Below are 14,966 nucleotides of genomic sequence, written 5' to 3' on the forward strand. Positions count from 1 at the left end.
GCCGCCGGGCCCGCCGACACCCCCCCCCTGGGCCCCGCGCGCCCCGGCGCCCACCCCGGCCCCCCCCCCCCGCCCCCCCCCCCCCCCGGGGGGCCCCCCCCCCCCCGGCGGGGGGGGCCCCCGCCACTGTGTGTGCGACGTGTTCTCATCCCGCCCGCTCGTTGCTACGGTGCCGGACCTGACGAGGTATCAGTTCCAGTCCGCCGGAGGCAGGCATGCGTGCCCTGATCGCCGCGGTGACCGGTCTCGCCGTCGCCGTCGCCGTGGTGCTCACGATCACGGCCATGGGCGCACCGACGGGCGGGACGTCACCGAAACCGCTGCTGACGACGGTGCCGGCACACCCGTGACCCCGGCGGAGGGAGACCGAGATGCGCCGCAGGACCAGCCTCATTCTGCTCGCCCTCGCCGTGTTCTTCGCGGCCCTGTCCCCCCTGCTGCGCTGGTACGCCTTCCCTCGCCTGGCGAAGATCCCGCCGAACCAGTACCAGGAGATGGTTCTGGAAGCGAAGGACGCCACGCTCCTCGACTACGGCACCATGCAGGCCCGCAAGGTCCCCGAGGTGACCATCGTGCAGACCCTCAAGGGAGACGTGGAGGCCTCCGAACGGATCGAGCGCACGGCGGGCCGTGACGTGGTCGTCTGGGACAGCCTGTCCTACGTCCAGGGCCCCGACGGCAAGATGGTCTCCAGGATCCCCGAGCGGTACATCTTCGACGCCCACACCCAGGAACCCGTCCACGCCCCCGGCGAGATGGTCGACGGCGACCCTGTGCGGCGGGAGGGCATCGAGTTCAAATAGCCCTTCCTGACCGAAAAACGAAACTACGAGTACTTCGACGCACAAGCGCGCATCACCGCACCCATCCACTACAAGGGCACACAGACCTTCCGCGGCGTCGAGGTCTACTACTTCGAGCAGACGATCCCGTGGACGAAGGTCCCGTTCCCCGAGGTCATGCCCGTCGAGGGCATCACCCCCGAGTCCGTGGCCGAGACGGGTACGACGCGCTGGTACACCACGGTCCGCAAGTTCTGGGTGGAACCGCTCACCGGCGCACCCGTCCACGGCGAGGAGATCCACGAGGAAGAACTCCGCGGCGGCACCCTGCTCGGCGGCCGCGACAAGGTCACGGCCTTCGCCGGCCACGTCAAGATGCGCGAGGACTACATCGACCACACGGTCGGCCTGGTCAAGTCCAACCGCACCCTGGTCCTGCTGATGACCTCCCACCTGCCCTGGGGCTTTCTGACGCTGGGCGTCCTGCTGCTCACCCTCGCCCTGTACCTGGAGGCCCGTGGCCGCCGCCCCGGCGAGGCGCCTCCCGCGGAGAGCACGCAAGCGGAACCGGTCAGCGCCTGAGTCGCGCGTTGGTGTGCCGGGTGGGCTCGGCGGTGGCCGGGTCCTCGGGCCACGGATGCCTGGGGTAGCGGCCGCGCAACTCCGCCCGTACGCCCTTGTAGCCGTCCCGCCAGAAGGAGGCGAGGTCCGCGGTGACCGCGGCGGGACGGCCGGCGGGGGAGAGCAGATGCACGAGCACGGGGACCCCCGCGAGGGCGGGCGACTCCTGGAGCCCGAACATCTCCTGCAACTTCACGGCCAGGACGGGCCGTTCGGGATCGGCGTAGTCGACCCGGATCCTGGACCCACTCGGCACGGAGATCCGCTCGGGCGCGAGCTCGTCCAGCCGCGCCGCTTCCCCCGAGGCCCAGGGCAGCAACCGGGACAGTGCCTGCCCGGCGTCGATCCGCGCCAGATCACCGCGCCGCCGCGCACGGCTCAGCTCGGGCTCCAGCCACTCCTCCACGCGCGCGTGCAGAGCCTCGTCGGACACGTCCGGCCACGGCTCCCCGAGGTGCCACCGCAAAAACGCGAGCCGCTGCCGCAGTACGGTCGCCTCCGGTGGCCACGGCAGCAACCCGAACCCTTCCCGCCGCAGCCCGTCCACCAGCGCCTTCCGTACGAGGCCGGGAGCCGCGTCCGGCAGCGGGCGCACCGCCAGCTCCACGGCCCCGAGCCGCTCGACCCGCCGCGCGACGACGTCACCGCCGGCCCAGTGGACCTCCTGCGCCTCGGTGCGGAAAGTGCCCGCCGCCAGCCGTGCGACCTCCTCGTCCACCTCGGCGGCGAGCCGCACGCGCGCGTGCCCCTTGCCCAGCGGTCGGTCGGCCACGGCGACGGCGAGCCAGGGCGCTCCCCGCAGGGGCGAGGCCTCCCCGATCTCTGCCCGGGTCCCGGAGACCAGGAGATACGACCCGCCGTCGGCCCTGGCGACCCGCTCCGGGAAGGCGAGCGCGGCCACGACGCCGGCGGGGTTCCCCGCCGCGTGGGAAGCGCGCACGCAGTCCCGTCCGCCCGGCCCCCCGAACTCCGCGGCCGGCGGCCGGCGGTCATCGGCGGGCGGGCCGGCCGACTCCGCCAGGACGGCCCGCAGCCGCCGGACCTCCGCGCGCCAGCGCCCTGCGTAGGCGTCGCCCCCACGCCGGACAGCCCTCAGCGCAGCGGCCAGGTCCTCCCCGTACTCCCGAGGCGCCTCCTCACTGAGCAGGGCGACCACCTCGGCCGACCGCTCGGCCCCGACGAACGCGGAGGCATCGAGCAACGCCCGCCCCAGCCGCGGATGCAGCCCGAGCCGGGCCAGCCGCGCGCCCCGCTCCGTCGCCCGTCCGGCGGAGTCGACCGCCCCCACCGCCCGCAGCACTCCCCGCGCCGCCGCCATGGCCCCGCCCGGCGGGGGATCCAGAAGCGCCAGCCCGGACGCCTCCGGATCACCCCAGCACGCCGCCTGCAGCGCGAACGCCGTCAGATCGGCCACCAGGATCTCCGGCGCCGGGAAGCGCGGCAGGCGCCCGTCCTCGGCCTCCGCCCAGCACCGGTACACGGCCCCCGGAGCCTCGCGCCCGGCGCGTCCCGCCCGCTGCCGCCCGGCCGCCTGCGAGGCCCGCACGGTCGTCAGCGCACTCAGCCCGCGCGCGTGGTCCACCCGCGGCTCACGCGCCAGCCCCGAGTCCACGACCACGCGTACCCCGGGAACCGTCAGGGACGACTCGGCCACCGACGTCGCCAGCACCACCCTGCGCCGTGTCCCCGCGGAGAGCACCGCGTCCTGCACGGCCGCCGGCGCCCGCCCGTGGACCTGCAGCACCTCGACGTCCCCGACATCCCCGAGCTGCCCGGCGACCTTCGCCATCTCCCCGACCCCCGGCAGAAAACACAGCACGTCCCCCGCCCGCCCGGCCAGCGCCCGGCGTACCACCGACGCCACATGGCCGAGCAGTGCCGGGTCGACGCGCATGCCGTGCGGCGGCCGCACGGGACGCGCGGGCGGCGCCCACACCACCTCGACCGGGTGCGAGGCACCCTCCGCCGCGACCACGGGAGCCCCGCCGAGCAGCCGGGCCCAGCCCTCGGAGTCCGTCGTCGCCGACGCGGCCACCAGCCGCAGCTCAGGCCGCAGCGCCTGCCGTACGTCCCACAGGAACGCCGCCGCCGTGTCGGCGTCCAGATGCCGCTCGTGGCACTCGTCGAGGATCACCACGTCCACGCCGCTCAGCTCCTGGTCCCGCTGGAGCCGTTGCAGCAGCACACCCGTCGTGACGACCTCCACGCGCGTGTGCCGCCCGCCGGACCTCTCCCCGCGCACGGTGTGACCGACGCTCCCGCCGACCTGCTCGCCCAGCAGCCACGCCATCCGGCGTGCCGCCGCCCGCGCCGCGATCCGCCGCGGCTCGGCCACGACCACCCGCCGGGCCGGCCCCTCGCCGAGCAGCCCCGCCAGCGCGAGCGGCACCAGCGTCGTCTTGCCCGTGCCCGGGGGTGCGACGAGGACGGCCGTGCCGTGCCCGTCCAGGGCCTCGCGCAGGGCGGGCAGGGCGCTACGTACGGGGAGGGCGTCCAGGGCGTCGTCGCGGATCACGCACCTAGTGTCGTACGACCGCGGGACAGGCCCGGCGTGTGTGTGCCCGACATGTGTGTCTGACGCGTGTGTGCCTGATGTGGGAGGGGGCTCAGTCCCGCTCGCACACGAAGATCGCGGTACCGGGGATCAGGTTCCCGCGCAGCGGGGACCAGCCGCCCCATGCGGAGGTGTTCCAGGCCGGCCATTCCGGCTCCACCAGGTCCACGAGCCGGAACCCGGACGCCACGACGTCCCGGACCCGGTCGCCGACCGTCCTGTGGTGCTCGACGTACACCGCGTGGCCGTGCTCGTCCTGCTCGACGTAGGGGGTCCGGTCGAAGTACGAACCCGAAACGCTCAAGCCCTCAGGACCGGGCTCGTCCGGGAACGCCCAGCGGATCGGGTGCGTCACCGAGAACACGAACCGGCCGCCCGGCCGCAGCACCCGCCGGATCTCCCGGAGCACCATCCGGGGATCCGCCACGAAGGGCAGCGCCCCGTACGCCGAGCACGCCACGTCGAAGCAGGCGTCCGCGAAGGGCAGGGCGGCCGCGTCGGCGCACACCAGGGGGAACGCGCCGCCGATGCGCAGCGCGTGCTGGAGCTGGCGGTGGGAGATGTCCAGGGCGACCGGGTGGGCGCCCTGCGCGGCCAGCCAGCGCGCGCACTGGGCGGCGCCGGCGCCGATCTCCAGCACGTCCTTGCCCTTGAGGTCCTCCGGCGGGCCGAGCAGCTCCGCCTCGACCTCGTCCAGGCCCTCGGGTCCCCACACGAAACGGTCGTCGCCGAGGAACGTGCCGTGCTCGGTCTGGTACTCGTCCGCGTTGCGGTCCCACCAGCCCCGGTTGGCCCGGGCGCTCTCCGTGACATCGGCGGTGCGCCGGGTGGCTTCCGGCTCGAACGCTTCCGGCTCTTGGATGATCGGCTCCCTCGTCGTAATCTGCCGTCCAGCCCGTTCCGGGGGTGTCGCTGGAGGGGCGCCCCAGGGCCTGCGTGGCCTCAGAAGACAGGTTTTGTGCCGGGTATGGGGTGATCCGCCCCGGGTGTGCGCCTTCGCGCATTGACCCTGTCCGGCTGCCCCCGTATGCTACAAGTTGCGCTGCGGGCCTGCGCACCTCAGACGTAGCAGGCTGCGCTCGCATCTGTTGTATGTCCCCTCGGTTGTCGAGGCGCCGTCACCAGGTTCTGGTGGGGCGCTTCCTTGGCTGTCCGGCTTCTGCAGAGCGAAACGGGCTCCCGGCGTAAGCAGTACCTACGACTTCAATGTCCGTACCGGAGCCCTTTCCCACATGACGAGCAGCACCGAGACCACCGCCACCACCCCGCAGGTAGCGGTCAACGACATCGGTAACGAGGAAGCCTTCCTCGCCGCGATCGACGAGACGATCAAGTACTTCAACGACGGCGACATCGTCGACGGCGTCATCGTGAAGGTCGACCGGGACGAGGTCCTGCTCGACATCGGTTACAAGACCGAAGGCGTTATCCCGAGCCGCGAGCTCTCGATCAAGCACGACGTCGACCCCAACGAGGTCGTCGCCGTCGGTGACGAGATCGAGGCCCTTGTTCTCCAGAAGGAGGACAAGGAAGGCCGCCTGATCCTCTCGAAGAAGCGCGCCCAGTACGAGCGTGCCTGGGGCACCATCGAGAAGATCAAGGAAGAGGACGGGATCGTCACCGGTACCGTCATCGAGGTCGTCAAGGGTGGTCTCATCCTCGACATCGGCCTCCGTGGCTTCCTCCCGGCCTCCCTGGTCGAGATGCGCCGCGTCCGCGACCTCCAGCCCTACGTGGGCAAGGAGCTCGAAGCCAAGATCATCGAGCTGGACAAGAACCGCAACAACGTGGTGCTGTCCCGCCGTGCCTGGCTGGAGCAGACCCAGTCCGAGGTCCGCCAGACGTTCCTCACCACCCTGCAGAAGGGTCAGGTCCGTTCCGGCGTCGTCTCCTCGATCGTCAACTTCGGTGCCTTCGTGGACCTGGGTGGCGTCGACGGTCTGGTCCACGTCTCCGAGCTGTCCTGGAAGCACATCGACCACCCGTCCGAGGTTGTCGAGGTCGGCCAGGAGGTCACCGTCGAGGTCCTCGACGTCGACATGGACCGCGAGCGCGTCTCCCTGTCGCTGAAGGCGACCCAGGAAGACCCGTGGCAGCAGTTCGCCCGGACCCACCAGATCGGTCAGGTCGTCCCGGGTAAGGTCACCAAGCTGGTTCCGTTCGGTGCGTTCGTCCGCGTGGACGAGGGCATCGAGGGTCTGGTCCACATCTCCGAGCTGGCCGAGCGCCACGTGGAGATCCCGGAGCAGGTCGTCCAGGTCAACGACGAGATCTTCGTCAAGGTCATCGACATCGACCTCGAGCGCCGCCGCATCAGCCTCTCGCTGAAGCAGGCCAACGAGTCCTTCGGTGCCGACCCGGCCTCGGTCGAGTTCGACCCGACCCTGTACGGCATGGCCGCGTCCTACGACGACCAGGGCAACTACATCTACCCCGAGGGCTTCGACCCCGAGACCAACGACTGGCTCGAGGGCTACGAGAAGCAGCGCGAGGAGTGGGAGCGCCAGTACGCCGAGGCGCAGACCCGCTTCGAGCAGCACCAGCAGCAGGTCATCAAGTCCCGCGAGGCCGACGCCGCCGCCGCGGCCGAAGGCGGCGACGCGGCGGGTGCGGCTCCGGCCGCGTCCGGCGGTTCGTACTCCTCCGAGGGCCCGGACAACTCCGGCGCGCTGGCCTCGGACGAGGCGCTCGCCGCGCTGCGCGAGAAGCTGGCCGGCGGCCAGAGCTGAACGCTCACCGCTGAGGCATAGCCGATAGCCAAGGGCCCGTACCTCCGTGGTACGGGCCCTTGGCGTGTCCGCGGTCGCCGCGAACTCTGCCCCGGCTCCGACACGTTCGGCTGCTGACGCATCAGCCGATCTTGGCGTGCCGGACGGGAATGCGCCTCCGGTGGGCGGCGTTGTCGAGTACGGACACGAGGAGGAGCGGTCACTGTGCTTGATCCGCAGGGTTTGTACACGTGGGAGCCGAAGGGCCTGGCCGTCGTCGACATGGCGCTCGCCCAGGAGTCGGCCGGACTTGTCATGCTCTATCACTTCGACGGATACATCGACGCGGGCGAGACCGGCGACCAGATCGTCGACCGGCTCCTCGACACGCTGCCCCACCAGGTCGTCGCCCGCTTCGACCACGACCGGCTCGTCGACTACCGCGCCCGCCGCCCGCTGCTGACCTTCAAGCGCGACCGGTGGACCGACTACGAGGAGCCCACGATCGCCGTACGGCTCGTCCAGGACACCACCGGCGCGCCGTTCCTGCTGCTGTCCGGCCCTGAGCCGGACGTGGAGTGGGAGCGCTTCGCCGCGGCCGTGGACCAGATCGCGGAGCGCCTCGGCGTACGCCTCGCCGTGAACTTCCACGGCATCCCCATGGGCGTGCCGCACACCCGTCCGGTGGGCATCACCCCGCACGGCAACCGCACCGACCTCGTACCGGGCTACCGCAGCCCCTTCGACGAGGCCCAGGTGCCCGGCAGCGCCGAGTCTCTCGTCGAGTACCGCCTCATGCAGGCCGGCCACGACGTTCTGGGCGTCACCGCGCACGTTCCGCACTACATCGCGCGCTCCGCGTATCCGGACGCGGCGCTGACCGTGCTGGAGACCATCACGGCCGCGACCGGGCTGGTGCTGCCGGGTATCGCGCACTCCCTGCGTACGCACGCGTATCGCACGCAGTCGGAGATCGACCGGCAGATCCAGGAAGGCGACGAGGAACTCACCGCCCTCGTCCAGGGCCTGGAGCACCAGTACGACGCCGTCGCGGGCGCCGAGACCCGCGGCAACATGCTCGCCGAGCCGGTGGAGATTCCGTCGGCCGACGAGATCGGGCAGGAGTTCGAGCGCTTCCTGGCGGAGCGTGAAGGGGAGAACTGAGGACGTCGCCGCGGTGGGGGCGGGCGGCTTCGGGATGGGGAGAGGGCTGTGCGGTCGGTGTTCCCCGAGGGGGCGTCCCCACGGGGTGCGTCGTCACCGGCAGGGCCTAAGCTTCCGCTCATGCTGAAGGTGGGCCTGACCGGCGGGATCGGCGCCGGCAAGAGTGAGGTGTCGCGGCTGCTCGTGGAGTGCGGAGCCGTCCTGGTCGACGCGGACCGCATCGCGCGGGAGGTCGTCGCGCCCGGCACTCCCGGGCTCGCCGCGGTGGTCGACGCCTTCGGTGACGAGGTGCTTGCCCCGGACGGTGGCCTGGACAGGCCGAGGCTCGGGTCGATCGTCTTCGCCGACCCGGAGAAGCTGGCCGTCCTGAACTCGATCGTCCACCCCCTGGTGGGTGCCCGCTCCCGCGAGCTGGAGTCCGCGGCCGCGGAGGACGCCGTCGTCGTCCACGACGTGCCGCTCCTTGCCGAGAACAGCCTGGCGCCGCTCTACGATCTGGTGATCGTCGTCGACACCGCCCCCGAGACCCAGCTGGACCGGCTGGTACGGCTGCGGGGCATGACCGAGGAGGACGCACGCGCGCGTATGGCCGCCCAGGCGACGCGTGAGAGGCGCCTCCAGATCGCGGACATCGTGATCGACAACGACGTCCCGCTGTCGGAGCTGCAGAGGCGGGTGCGGGAGGTGTGGGCGGAGCTGGTGCGGCGAGCGCATGCGTCCCCGGGATCGCCTGCCGGGGAGCCGCGGGCGTAGCGCCTGCGGTGTCCGAGCCTGCGGTGCGGCGGTTCGTGGTGCGGCGGTGCAGGGTTGGGGCGGTGCGGGGCTGTGGCTTGAGTGCTGCTACGTGTGGGGCGTGGCCGGAACGGCCATGGGCGCGGTCCGAGGAGTGCCTGCGGGAATAGTGGCAACGGCAGCGGGCGTTGAATCCGGCCAGTAAGGGAAGGACTCTGCCGTGCCCGACACCAGCGGTTCGACCGGACGTTCACCGGAGACGCATGTCATCGACTACCGCGCCGCCGAGCAACTGCTCGCCGCGCGCGATCCGCGGGGCGCGGTGAAGCTGCTCGACCCCGTGGTCGCCGCGCACCCCGAGAACACGGCGGCCCGGCTGCTACGCGCGCGTGCGTTCTTCGCCGCCGCGCAACTGCGGCCCGCGGAACTGGAGTTCACGATCGTTCTGGAGCGCGAGCCGGACAACGCGTTCGCGCACTTCGCGCTCGCCCGCACCTATGAGCGGCAGGGCCGGCCGGACCAGGCGAAGCGGCATTTCCGGCTGGCGGCCGCGCTGGATCCGAACCCGGAGTATCTGAAGGCGGCACGGTTCGACGGGTGAGCCTTTCAGGGCGGCGCGATCGATGCGCCGGTGTTCTGCAGGTGGCGGGGCTCGATGGGCCGGGCGTCCGTAGGCAGCGCCGCTCGACGGGGAGCCGGAGGGCGGCTACGGAGTGTGGTCGTCCGGGGGGCGGTGAGGTGCGCGGTCATCGATGGGGCGGTACGGCGGGACGTCCCGGCCGGGCTGGAAGTGCGGGCCCTGGCGGATGTGCCGGACGATGACGGCCAGATCGATGGTGATCACCAGCCACAGCACGCCGCAGGCGATTGCCCAGCCCGGGCGGCCGGCCAGCATGAAGGCCACCGTTCCGAAGATCGCCCAGGCCGCTCCCCACACACACAGCCAGAAGCGAGCGCGCAGTGCACTGCGCGCGGTCATGGGCTCACTGCCTGTCCGCATCGGGATCATCACTCCTCACTTGAAACGTACTCTTCGGCCCGGTTGTTCTCCAAGGAGCCGAGCGTGACGGGGAGGGGCGGCTCGGGACCGCATCCGTGATCACTCGAACGGGTGAGCCGTGGGCGGGTGGGAACGGCCGTGCGGATGTGGACCGTTGTGCGGGCATGGAGCTGAAAATGCGAGCGGGGCACCAGGGGACGGGGCCGGGAGCGATCACGCCGGACGGCTGCGCGGTCGAGCTGTACTCACGGCTGTCGGTGGGGGAGGAGCCGGACATCATCGCGGGAGCGGTGCCCACCGGGGCGCACATTCTGGAGCTCGGCAGCGGGGTCGGCCGTATGACCCACCCCCTGCTGGAGCGGGGCTACACGGTCACGGCGGTGGACGAGTCGCCCGACATGCTGGAGCGCGTCAGTGGGGCGCGCACGATATGCAGCCCGATCGAGATGCTCGACCTGGGGGAGAGGTTCGACGCGGTGCTGCTGGCCTCGTTCCTGGTGCACGCCGGGGACGAGGAGGTGCGGCGGGCTCTGCTGCGCACGTGCGTGCGGCACCTGGCGGACGGCGGCTGTGTGGTGATCCAGCGGGAGGGCGAGGACTACCACACGAACGTGCCGCGCGAACGGATCGATCCCAGCGGCTTCACCCTGCGCATCGCGTCGTCGGAACCGGGCGGCGACGGCACGAACTCGGTGCGCGCGGAGTACGAGTTCCCGGACGCGACGTGGACACAGACCTTCCGTGCCCGGCCGCTGACGCAGGAGGAGTTCGAAGAAGCGCTGGGGGAGGTGGGCCTGAGAGTGGACGACTACCTGACGGAGGGCCGGACATGGGTGAGGGCAGTGGCGGCGGAGCGGGCCTGAACACGGAGAGCGCTGAGGCTGGTTGGGGGACCCACGAAGGCAGGGGATACGGCGCAGGGGTGGTGTGAGCGGGCCGGACGCGGGAGTCCGGACAGGCGGTGAGGCTCAACGGCGACAGGGCATTACGGCGACAGGGCATTACGGCGACAAGGCTTGACGGCGGTGAGGACAGGGCGCCATGAGGTTGGGGCGAGAGGTTGCGATGAGTTCCGGACCTGTGGCGGGTCTACCTCTGTGACAGCAACCCGGACCGCTTCACACAGGAGACCCTCATGTCGGAGACCACTGCTTCCGCCGCGTCCAGCGCTTCCGGCGCTTCCGTCGCTCCCGTCGCGTCGGCTTCGCCGTCCGCGGTCGTGGCCGAGTCGGCGACCGCACGGGGCCGCCGTGCACGTATCGCCCTGCGTGCCCTTCAGGTGGCTCTCGCGCTCTTCTTCGGGGCCGCGAGCGCGCTGCCCAAGCTGATCGCACATTCCTCGGCCACGGAGATCTTTGCCGACATCGGCTGGGGCAACGCGGGGATGTACATCGTCGGAGTGCTCGAACTGGCCGGTGCCGTCGCCCTTTTGATGCCGAGGCTCCAGTCCGTTGCGGCGATGTCGCTGGGGGTGCTGATGGTGGGGGCGTTCCTCACGCAGCTCATGGTTTTCGACGGGCAGAACGCGGCAACACCGGTGATCCTGCTGGTGCCCCTCGCGCTGATCGCCTGGGCGCGGCGGGGGCAGAACGCTGAGCTGACGTTGATGCTGAGGCGAGAGGGGTGATGAACGGGGGTCTGAAGCAGATGAGATGACGAACGGCGGCGCGGGCAAGCGGATCGGGAAGCGGAGCGGGGCGGGGCGTCGGCGGTTCGGCGGCCGGCGGCCGGCGGCCGGCGGCCGGCGATCATTGGCCACCGGCTGGCGGCCGATGCATGGGCCGGAGGGTCGGGGCCGTTGCATTGGGCCCGAGGGTCGGCGGCCGGTGGACCGGGACGGCCCGCCACCGCAGTACAGCGGACAGCGCACGGCACTGCCCGCTGTCCCGCGGGTCAGCGCCCTCCGGACCCGCCGCCCCGGCCACCCGGTCGACCAGAGCCGCCGTCCGGGCCGCCGAGTCCACCCGCGCCGCCACGTCCGCCCGTCCCACCACGCCCGCCCGAACCGCCCTGCCCTCCGAGGCCCGCCGGACCTCCCTTTCCGCCCGGGCTCCCCTTTCCACCCGGCACTCCCCGGCCACCGGCCCCCGCGAACCCCGGGCCGCCGAGGCCGCGCAGGCGTTCCATTTCACGGCGGTCTCGCTTCGTCGGGCGGCCTGCGCCGCGGTCGCGGATACCGGCGGGCGCGACGGCCTCGCGGGGCGGTCGCGGCGGGCTGTTGTCGATGTAACACTGGACGGCCACCGGAGCACCGACCCGCTTGCGGATCAGCCGCTTGACGACGACCACCCGCTCCCAGCCCTCCTGCCGCAGCCGTACCTCGTCGCCGACGCGTACCGCGTGGGCGGGCTTGACCCGCTCGCCGTTCAGCCGGACATGGCCGCCCCGGCAGGCCGTGGCGCCCTGAGAGCGGGTCTTGACCAGCCGCACGGACCAGATCCAGCTGTCGATGCGCACGGTCTCGCCCCCCGCCGGACCGGCGGCCTCGGCGGCTGCGATCGCGGCGGCGACCTTCGGGTCGTCGGCGGCCGGAGCCTCGGTCGTTAGCTGACCTTCGGTGGTTCCCTGGCCCTCGGTGGTTCCCTGAGCCTCGGTGGTTCCCTGGCCCTCGGGTGAGCTCTGGCCCTCGGGGTCGGCCGGGCTGTCGGGGGCGGCCGGGCCGTCGGGGAAACTCTGAGCCTCCCGGGCGGCCATGGCCTCGGGGATGCTTCGGCCCTCGGGGCCACTGCGAGCCTTGAGAACAGACAGGCCCTCGGGAACAAACGGGCTTTCGGGGACACGCGCGCTCTCGGGGAAGCTCTGAGCCTCCGGGCCGACCGGGTCCTCGGGGGCGCTTCGGTCCTCGGGCTGTCGGGCGTCGGTGGGCACCTCGGAGGCGGACGGGGCGGGGGAGCCGGGTGTCGCTCGGGTCACCTCGGCGTTTCGGGCGCGGGGTGACTCGAGGGCACGTGCGTCGGCCGGGGCGGCGGTCGGGTCCAGGGCGATCCGGCCGGTCCCGCCGCCTGCCTCGTCCATGCGATCGGAAGCCATGCCATCGACCCTAGCTCCACTGGCCGGGTGTGCCGGAGGGCTTTTCCACCCGCCTCGGGCGTCGGCAGGGCCGCCGGGGCGGTCACCGCGTGGATGACGGCACGGATCTACGGTGGACGCATGGACAGCAGTACCGCCGGCCTCCCCGGCCTCGACCAGCGGATCGCGGGCTGCAGGGCATGCCCTCGGCTGGTCGACTGGCGTGAGGAGGTGGCCCGTACCAAGCGTGCCGCCTTCGCCGACTGGACGTACTGGGGGCGGCCTGTGCCGGGTTTCGGGCCGCCCGACGCGCGGCTGCTGATCGTCGGCCTCGCTCCGGCGGCGCACGGCGGGAACCGTACGGGCCGGATGTTCACCGGTGACCGGTCCGGGGACGTGCTGTACGAGGCGCTGTACGACGTAGGGCTCGCGTCCCGGCCCACCTCGGTGGCGGCCGACGACGGCCTGGAGCTGTACGGCGTCCGGATCACTTCGCCCGTGCACTGCGCGCCGCCCGCCAACAAGCCCACACCCGGGGAACGCGACACCTGCCGACCCTGGCTCGTCCAGGAACTGGGCCTGCTGCGACCGACGTTGCGGACAGTGGTCGTGCTCGGTGCCTTCGGCTGGCAGGCGGCGTTGCCGGCGTTCGCGGAGGCGGGCTGGCCGGTGCCGCGGCCGAGGCCCGCCTTCGCGCACGGCGCACAGGTGAGGCTCGCCGCGCCGGCCGATGCCGCCGTACCCGCCTCCGCCGTACCCGCCGGCGCAGGTGCCCCCGCTCGCCCCGAGCCTCCCGGGGGGCCCTCCGCTCTCGACCTCTTCGGCTGCTTCCACGTCAGCCAGCGCAACACCTTCACCGGCCGCCTCACTCCGGAGATGCTGCGGCAGGTGCTGCGCAGGGCGGCGCGTACGGCGGGACTGACGGTGCGAAAATGACGGACGGGGCCGTCGTCGCGCAGCTACGGTGCCCCGATGGGCCTCTACGCGGAGATCGAACCGTACGACCACGGCATGCTCGACGTCGGCGACGGCAACCGTATCTACTGGGAGACCTGCGGCAACCCGGACGGCAAGCCCGCGGTGATGCTGCACGGAGGGCCCGGCACCGGGTGCTCGCCGAACTTCCGGCGCTACTTCGACCCGGCGGCGTACCGGGTCGTGCTGCTGGATCAGCGGGGCTGCGGGCGGTCGGTGCCGAAGGCGAGCGCCTACGGCACCGACATGAGCGTGAACACGACGGATCGTCTCATCGCCGATCTGGAACTGCTGCGGCGGCATCTCGGGATCGCGCGATGGCTGGTGTGGGGCGTGTCGTGGGGGTCGGTGCTGGGGCTGCGGTATGCGCAGACGCACCCCGGTGCGGTGTCGGAGATGGTGCTGACCGGGGTCGCGACGGGGTCGAACGCCGAGGTGGCGCTGATGACCCGGGGCCTGGGCGAGATCTTCCCGGAGGCCTACGAACGGTTCGTCGGCGAGCTGCCGGAAGATGACCGCGACGGCAACCTCGCCGCCGCCTACAACCGGCTGCTGGAGTCCGCGGACGCGGGGGTGCGGGAGCGGGCGGCACGCGCCTGGACGGACTGGGAGACGGCGGTCGTTCCCGCGCCGCCGCGTTCCGTACCGCGTTACGAGGACCCCGTGTTCCGCATGGGCTTCGCCCGCACGGTCACGCATTACTGGGGCAACGACCACTTCCTGGACGAGGGCGACGACGAGAGCGTCGACGAGGGTGTGGTGCTCCGCGACGCGCATCTTCTGAAGGGCATCCCCGGCACCCTTGTCCAGGGCGGCCTGGACTTCGGCAACCTCCTCGGCATCGTCCGGCGGCTGCACCATGCCTGGCAGGGCAGCGAGTTGGTGATGGTCGACGAGGCCGGGCACAACGCGGGAGCGCCGGGCATGACGGAGGTACTGGTCGCGGCGACGGACCGGTGCGCTCTCGGCCTTGCTGCTCAGGGCCGCCACACGTACCGGACGTCCGGTTCGCGTTCCTCGTTGGCGCTGCCGTCGGTGCGCTCCACGGCCTCGAAGCCGTGGCGTTCGTAGAAGCGGTGGGCGGACGTGTTGACCTGGAAGGTCCACAAGCTCAGACCGCCCGGTCGGCGCTTTTGGGCCAGATCCATGAAGAGGTCCCCGACGCCCCGGCCGCGCCAGTCCGGATCGAGGTAGAGCTGGGAGAGCTCGTCACCGTCGAGCACCATGACGCCGACCACGCCGTCCGTGGTCTCCGCCAGCCAGGTCTCCCGCAGCGGCACCACCACTTCCCGGAAGTACATCCGCACCTCGTCGTCGGAGTGGGGCCGGACGACCGTGGGCAGTGCGGCGGCGAACGACCGCAGCCAGACGTCCGCCGCCGCACCGGCGTCAGCGGCCACGGCCCGGCGGAGCGCGACCCG

At 72.1% G+C, this 14,966-nt stretch carries 14 protein-coding genes and 1 pseudogene; 10 read left to right on the forward strand and 5 right to left on the reverse strand.

Features of this window, described 5'->3' with window-relative positions:
• Positions 1-215 precede the first annotated feature (215 nt).
• Both ACGF8A_RS30730 and ACGF8A_RS30735 read left to right on the forward strand, forming a co-directional pair.
• The gene (locus ACGF8A_RS30730; protein WP_393113514.1) at positions 216-350 is read left to right on the forward strand and encodes an SPW_0924 family protein; all 135 of its coding nucleotides are present in this window, start codon (positions 216-218) and stop codon (positions 348-350) included.
• Positions 351-371: 21 nt separating this feature from the next.
• A pseudogene (locus ACGF8A_RS30735) lies at positions 372-1,364 on the forward strand (DUF3068 domain-containing protein).
• Here ACGF8A_RS30735 and hrpB read toward each other — a convergent pair.
• Positions 1,354-3,918: an ATP-dependent helicase HrpB gene (gene hrpB / locus ACGF8A_RS30740; RefSeq protein ID WP_393113515.1), complete on the reverse strand. Its 2,565-nt coding sequence runs from the start codon at positions 3,916-3,918 to the stop codon at positions 1,354-1,356. The pseudogene ACGF8A_RS30735 and the gene hrpB overlap by 11 nt on opposite strands.
• A gap of 91 nt (positions 3,919-4,009) precedes the next feature.
• Positions 4,010-4,819 carry a class I SAM-dependent methyltransferase gene (locus ACGF8A_RS30745; RefSeq protein WP_393113589.1) on the reverse strand — a complete coding sequence of 270 codons (810 nt, stop codon included), beginning with the start codon at positions 4,817-4,819 and terminating at the stop codon, positions 4,010-4,012.
• A 370-nt stretch (positions 4,820-5,189) separates the two neighbouring features.
• Between ACGF8A_RS30745 and rpsA the strand changes: the two genes are divergently transcribed.
• From rpsA to ACGF8A_RS30765, 4 genes are all read left to right on the forward strand, one after another.
• Positions 5,190-6,686 (forward strand): 30S ribosomal protein S1, encoded by a 1,497-nt coding sequence (gene rpsA / locus ACGF8A_RS30750; RefSeq protein WP_015661187.1) that lies wholly within the window; start codon positions 5,190-5,192, stop codon positions 6,684-6,686.
• A gap of 204 nt (positions 6,687-6,890) precedes the next feature.
• The gene (locus ACGF8A_RS30755; protein ID WP_393113516.1) at positions 6,891-7,829 is read left to right on the forward strand and encodes a PAC2 family protein; all 939 of its coding nucleotides are present in this window, start codon (positions 6,891-6,893) and stop codon (positions 7,827-7,829) included.
• 120 nt (positions 7,830-7,949) lie between these two features.
• Positions 7,950-8,582: a dephospho-CoA kinase gene (gene coaE, locus ACGF8A_RS30760; RefSeq protein WP_393113517.1), complete on the forward strand. Its 633-nt coding sequence runs from the start codon at positions 7,950-7,952 to the stop codon at positions 8,580-8,582.
• 199 nt (positions 8,583-8,781) lie between these two features.
• Entirely contained in the window at positions 8,782-9,162 is a 381-nt protein-coding gene (locus ACGF8A_RS30765; protein WP_393113518.1) for a tetratricopeptide repeat protein, read from the forward strand.
• 105 nt (positions 9,163-9,267) lie between these two features.
• Here ACGF8A_RS30765 and ACGF8A_RS30770 read toward each other — a convergent pair whose 3' ends face one another.
• Positions 9,268-9,570, reverse strand: coding sequence for a DUF6343 family protein (locus tag ACGF8A_RS30770; RefSeq protein ID WP_393113519.1), 303 nt, complete (start codon positions 9,568-9,570; stop codon positions 9,268-9,270).
• 167 nt (positions 9,571-9,737) lie between these two features.
• Between ACGF8A_RS30770 and ACGF8A_RS30775 the strand changes: the two genes are divergently transcribed.
• Together ACGF8A_RS30775 and ACGF8A_RS30780 are read left to right on the forward strand one after the other, a co-directional pair.
• Positions 9,738-10,424 (forward strand): class I SAM-dependent methyltransferase, encoded by a 687-nt coding sequence (locus ACGF8A_RS30775; RefSeq protein WP_393113520.1) that lies wholly within the window; start codon positions 9,738-9,740, stop codon positions 10,422-10,424.
• Positions 10,425-10,696: 272 nt separating this feature from the next.
• Entirely contained in the window at positions 10,697-11,188 is a 492-nt protein-coding gene (locus ACGF8A_RS30780) for a DoxX family protein (protein WP_393113522.1), read from the forward strand.
• Between the two features lie 266 nt (positions 11,189-11,454).
• Here ACGF8A_RS30780 and ACGF8A_RS30785 read toward each other — a convergent pair whose 3' ends face one another.
• The gene (locus ACGF8A_RS30785) at positions 11,455-12,060 is read right to left on the reverse strand and encodes an RNA-binding S4 domain-containing protein (RefSeq protein WP_393113590.1); all 606 of its coding nucleotides are present in this window, start codon (positions 12,058-12,060) and stop codon (positions 11,455-11,457) included.
• 651 nt (positions 12,061-12,711) lie between these two features.
• On the opposite strand from ACGF8A_RS30785, the gene ACGF8A_RS30790 reads away from it, so the two are divergent.
• Positions 12,712-13,506: a uracil-DNA glycosylase gene (locus ACGF8A_RS30790; RefSeq protein ID WP_393113523.1), complete on the forward strand. Its 795-nt coding sequence runs from the start codon at positions 12,712-12,714 to the stop codon at positions 13,504-13,506.
• 36 nt (positions 13,507-13,542) lie between these two features.
• Positions 13,543-14,616 carry a prolyl aminopeptidase gene (gene pip / locus ACGF8A_RS30795; RefSeq protein WP_393113524.1) on the forward strand — a complete coding sequence of 358 codons (1,074 nt, stop codon included), beginning with the start codon at positions 13,543-13,545 and terminating at the stop codon, positions 14,614-14,616.
• Here the strand turns inward: pip and ACGF8A_RS30800 are convergent.
• Complete coding sequence (locus ACGF8A_RS30800; RefSeq protein ID WP_393113525.1) at positions 14,523-14,945, reverse strand: GNAT family N-acetyltransferase; 423 nt, start codon at positions 14,943-14,945, stop codon at positions 14,523-14,525. The genes pip and ACGF8A_RS30800 overlap by 94 nt on opposite strands.
• Between the last annotated feature and the right edge of the window lie 21 nt (positions 14,946-14,966).

Source organism: Streptomyces sp. NPDC047706 (assembly GCF_043204795.1).
In the GTDB taxonomy this organism is placed as follows: domain Bacteria; phylum Actinomycetota; class Actinomycetes; order Streptomycetales; family Streptomycetaceae; genus Streptomyces.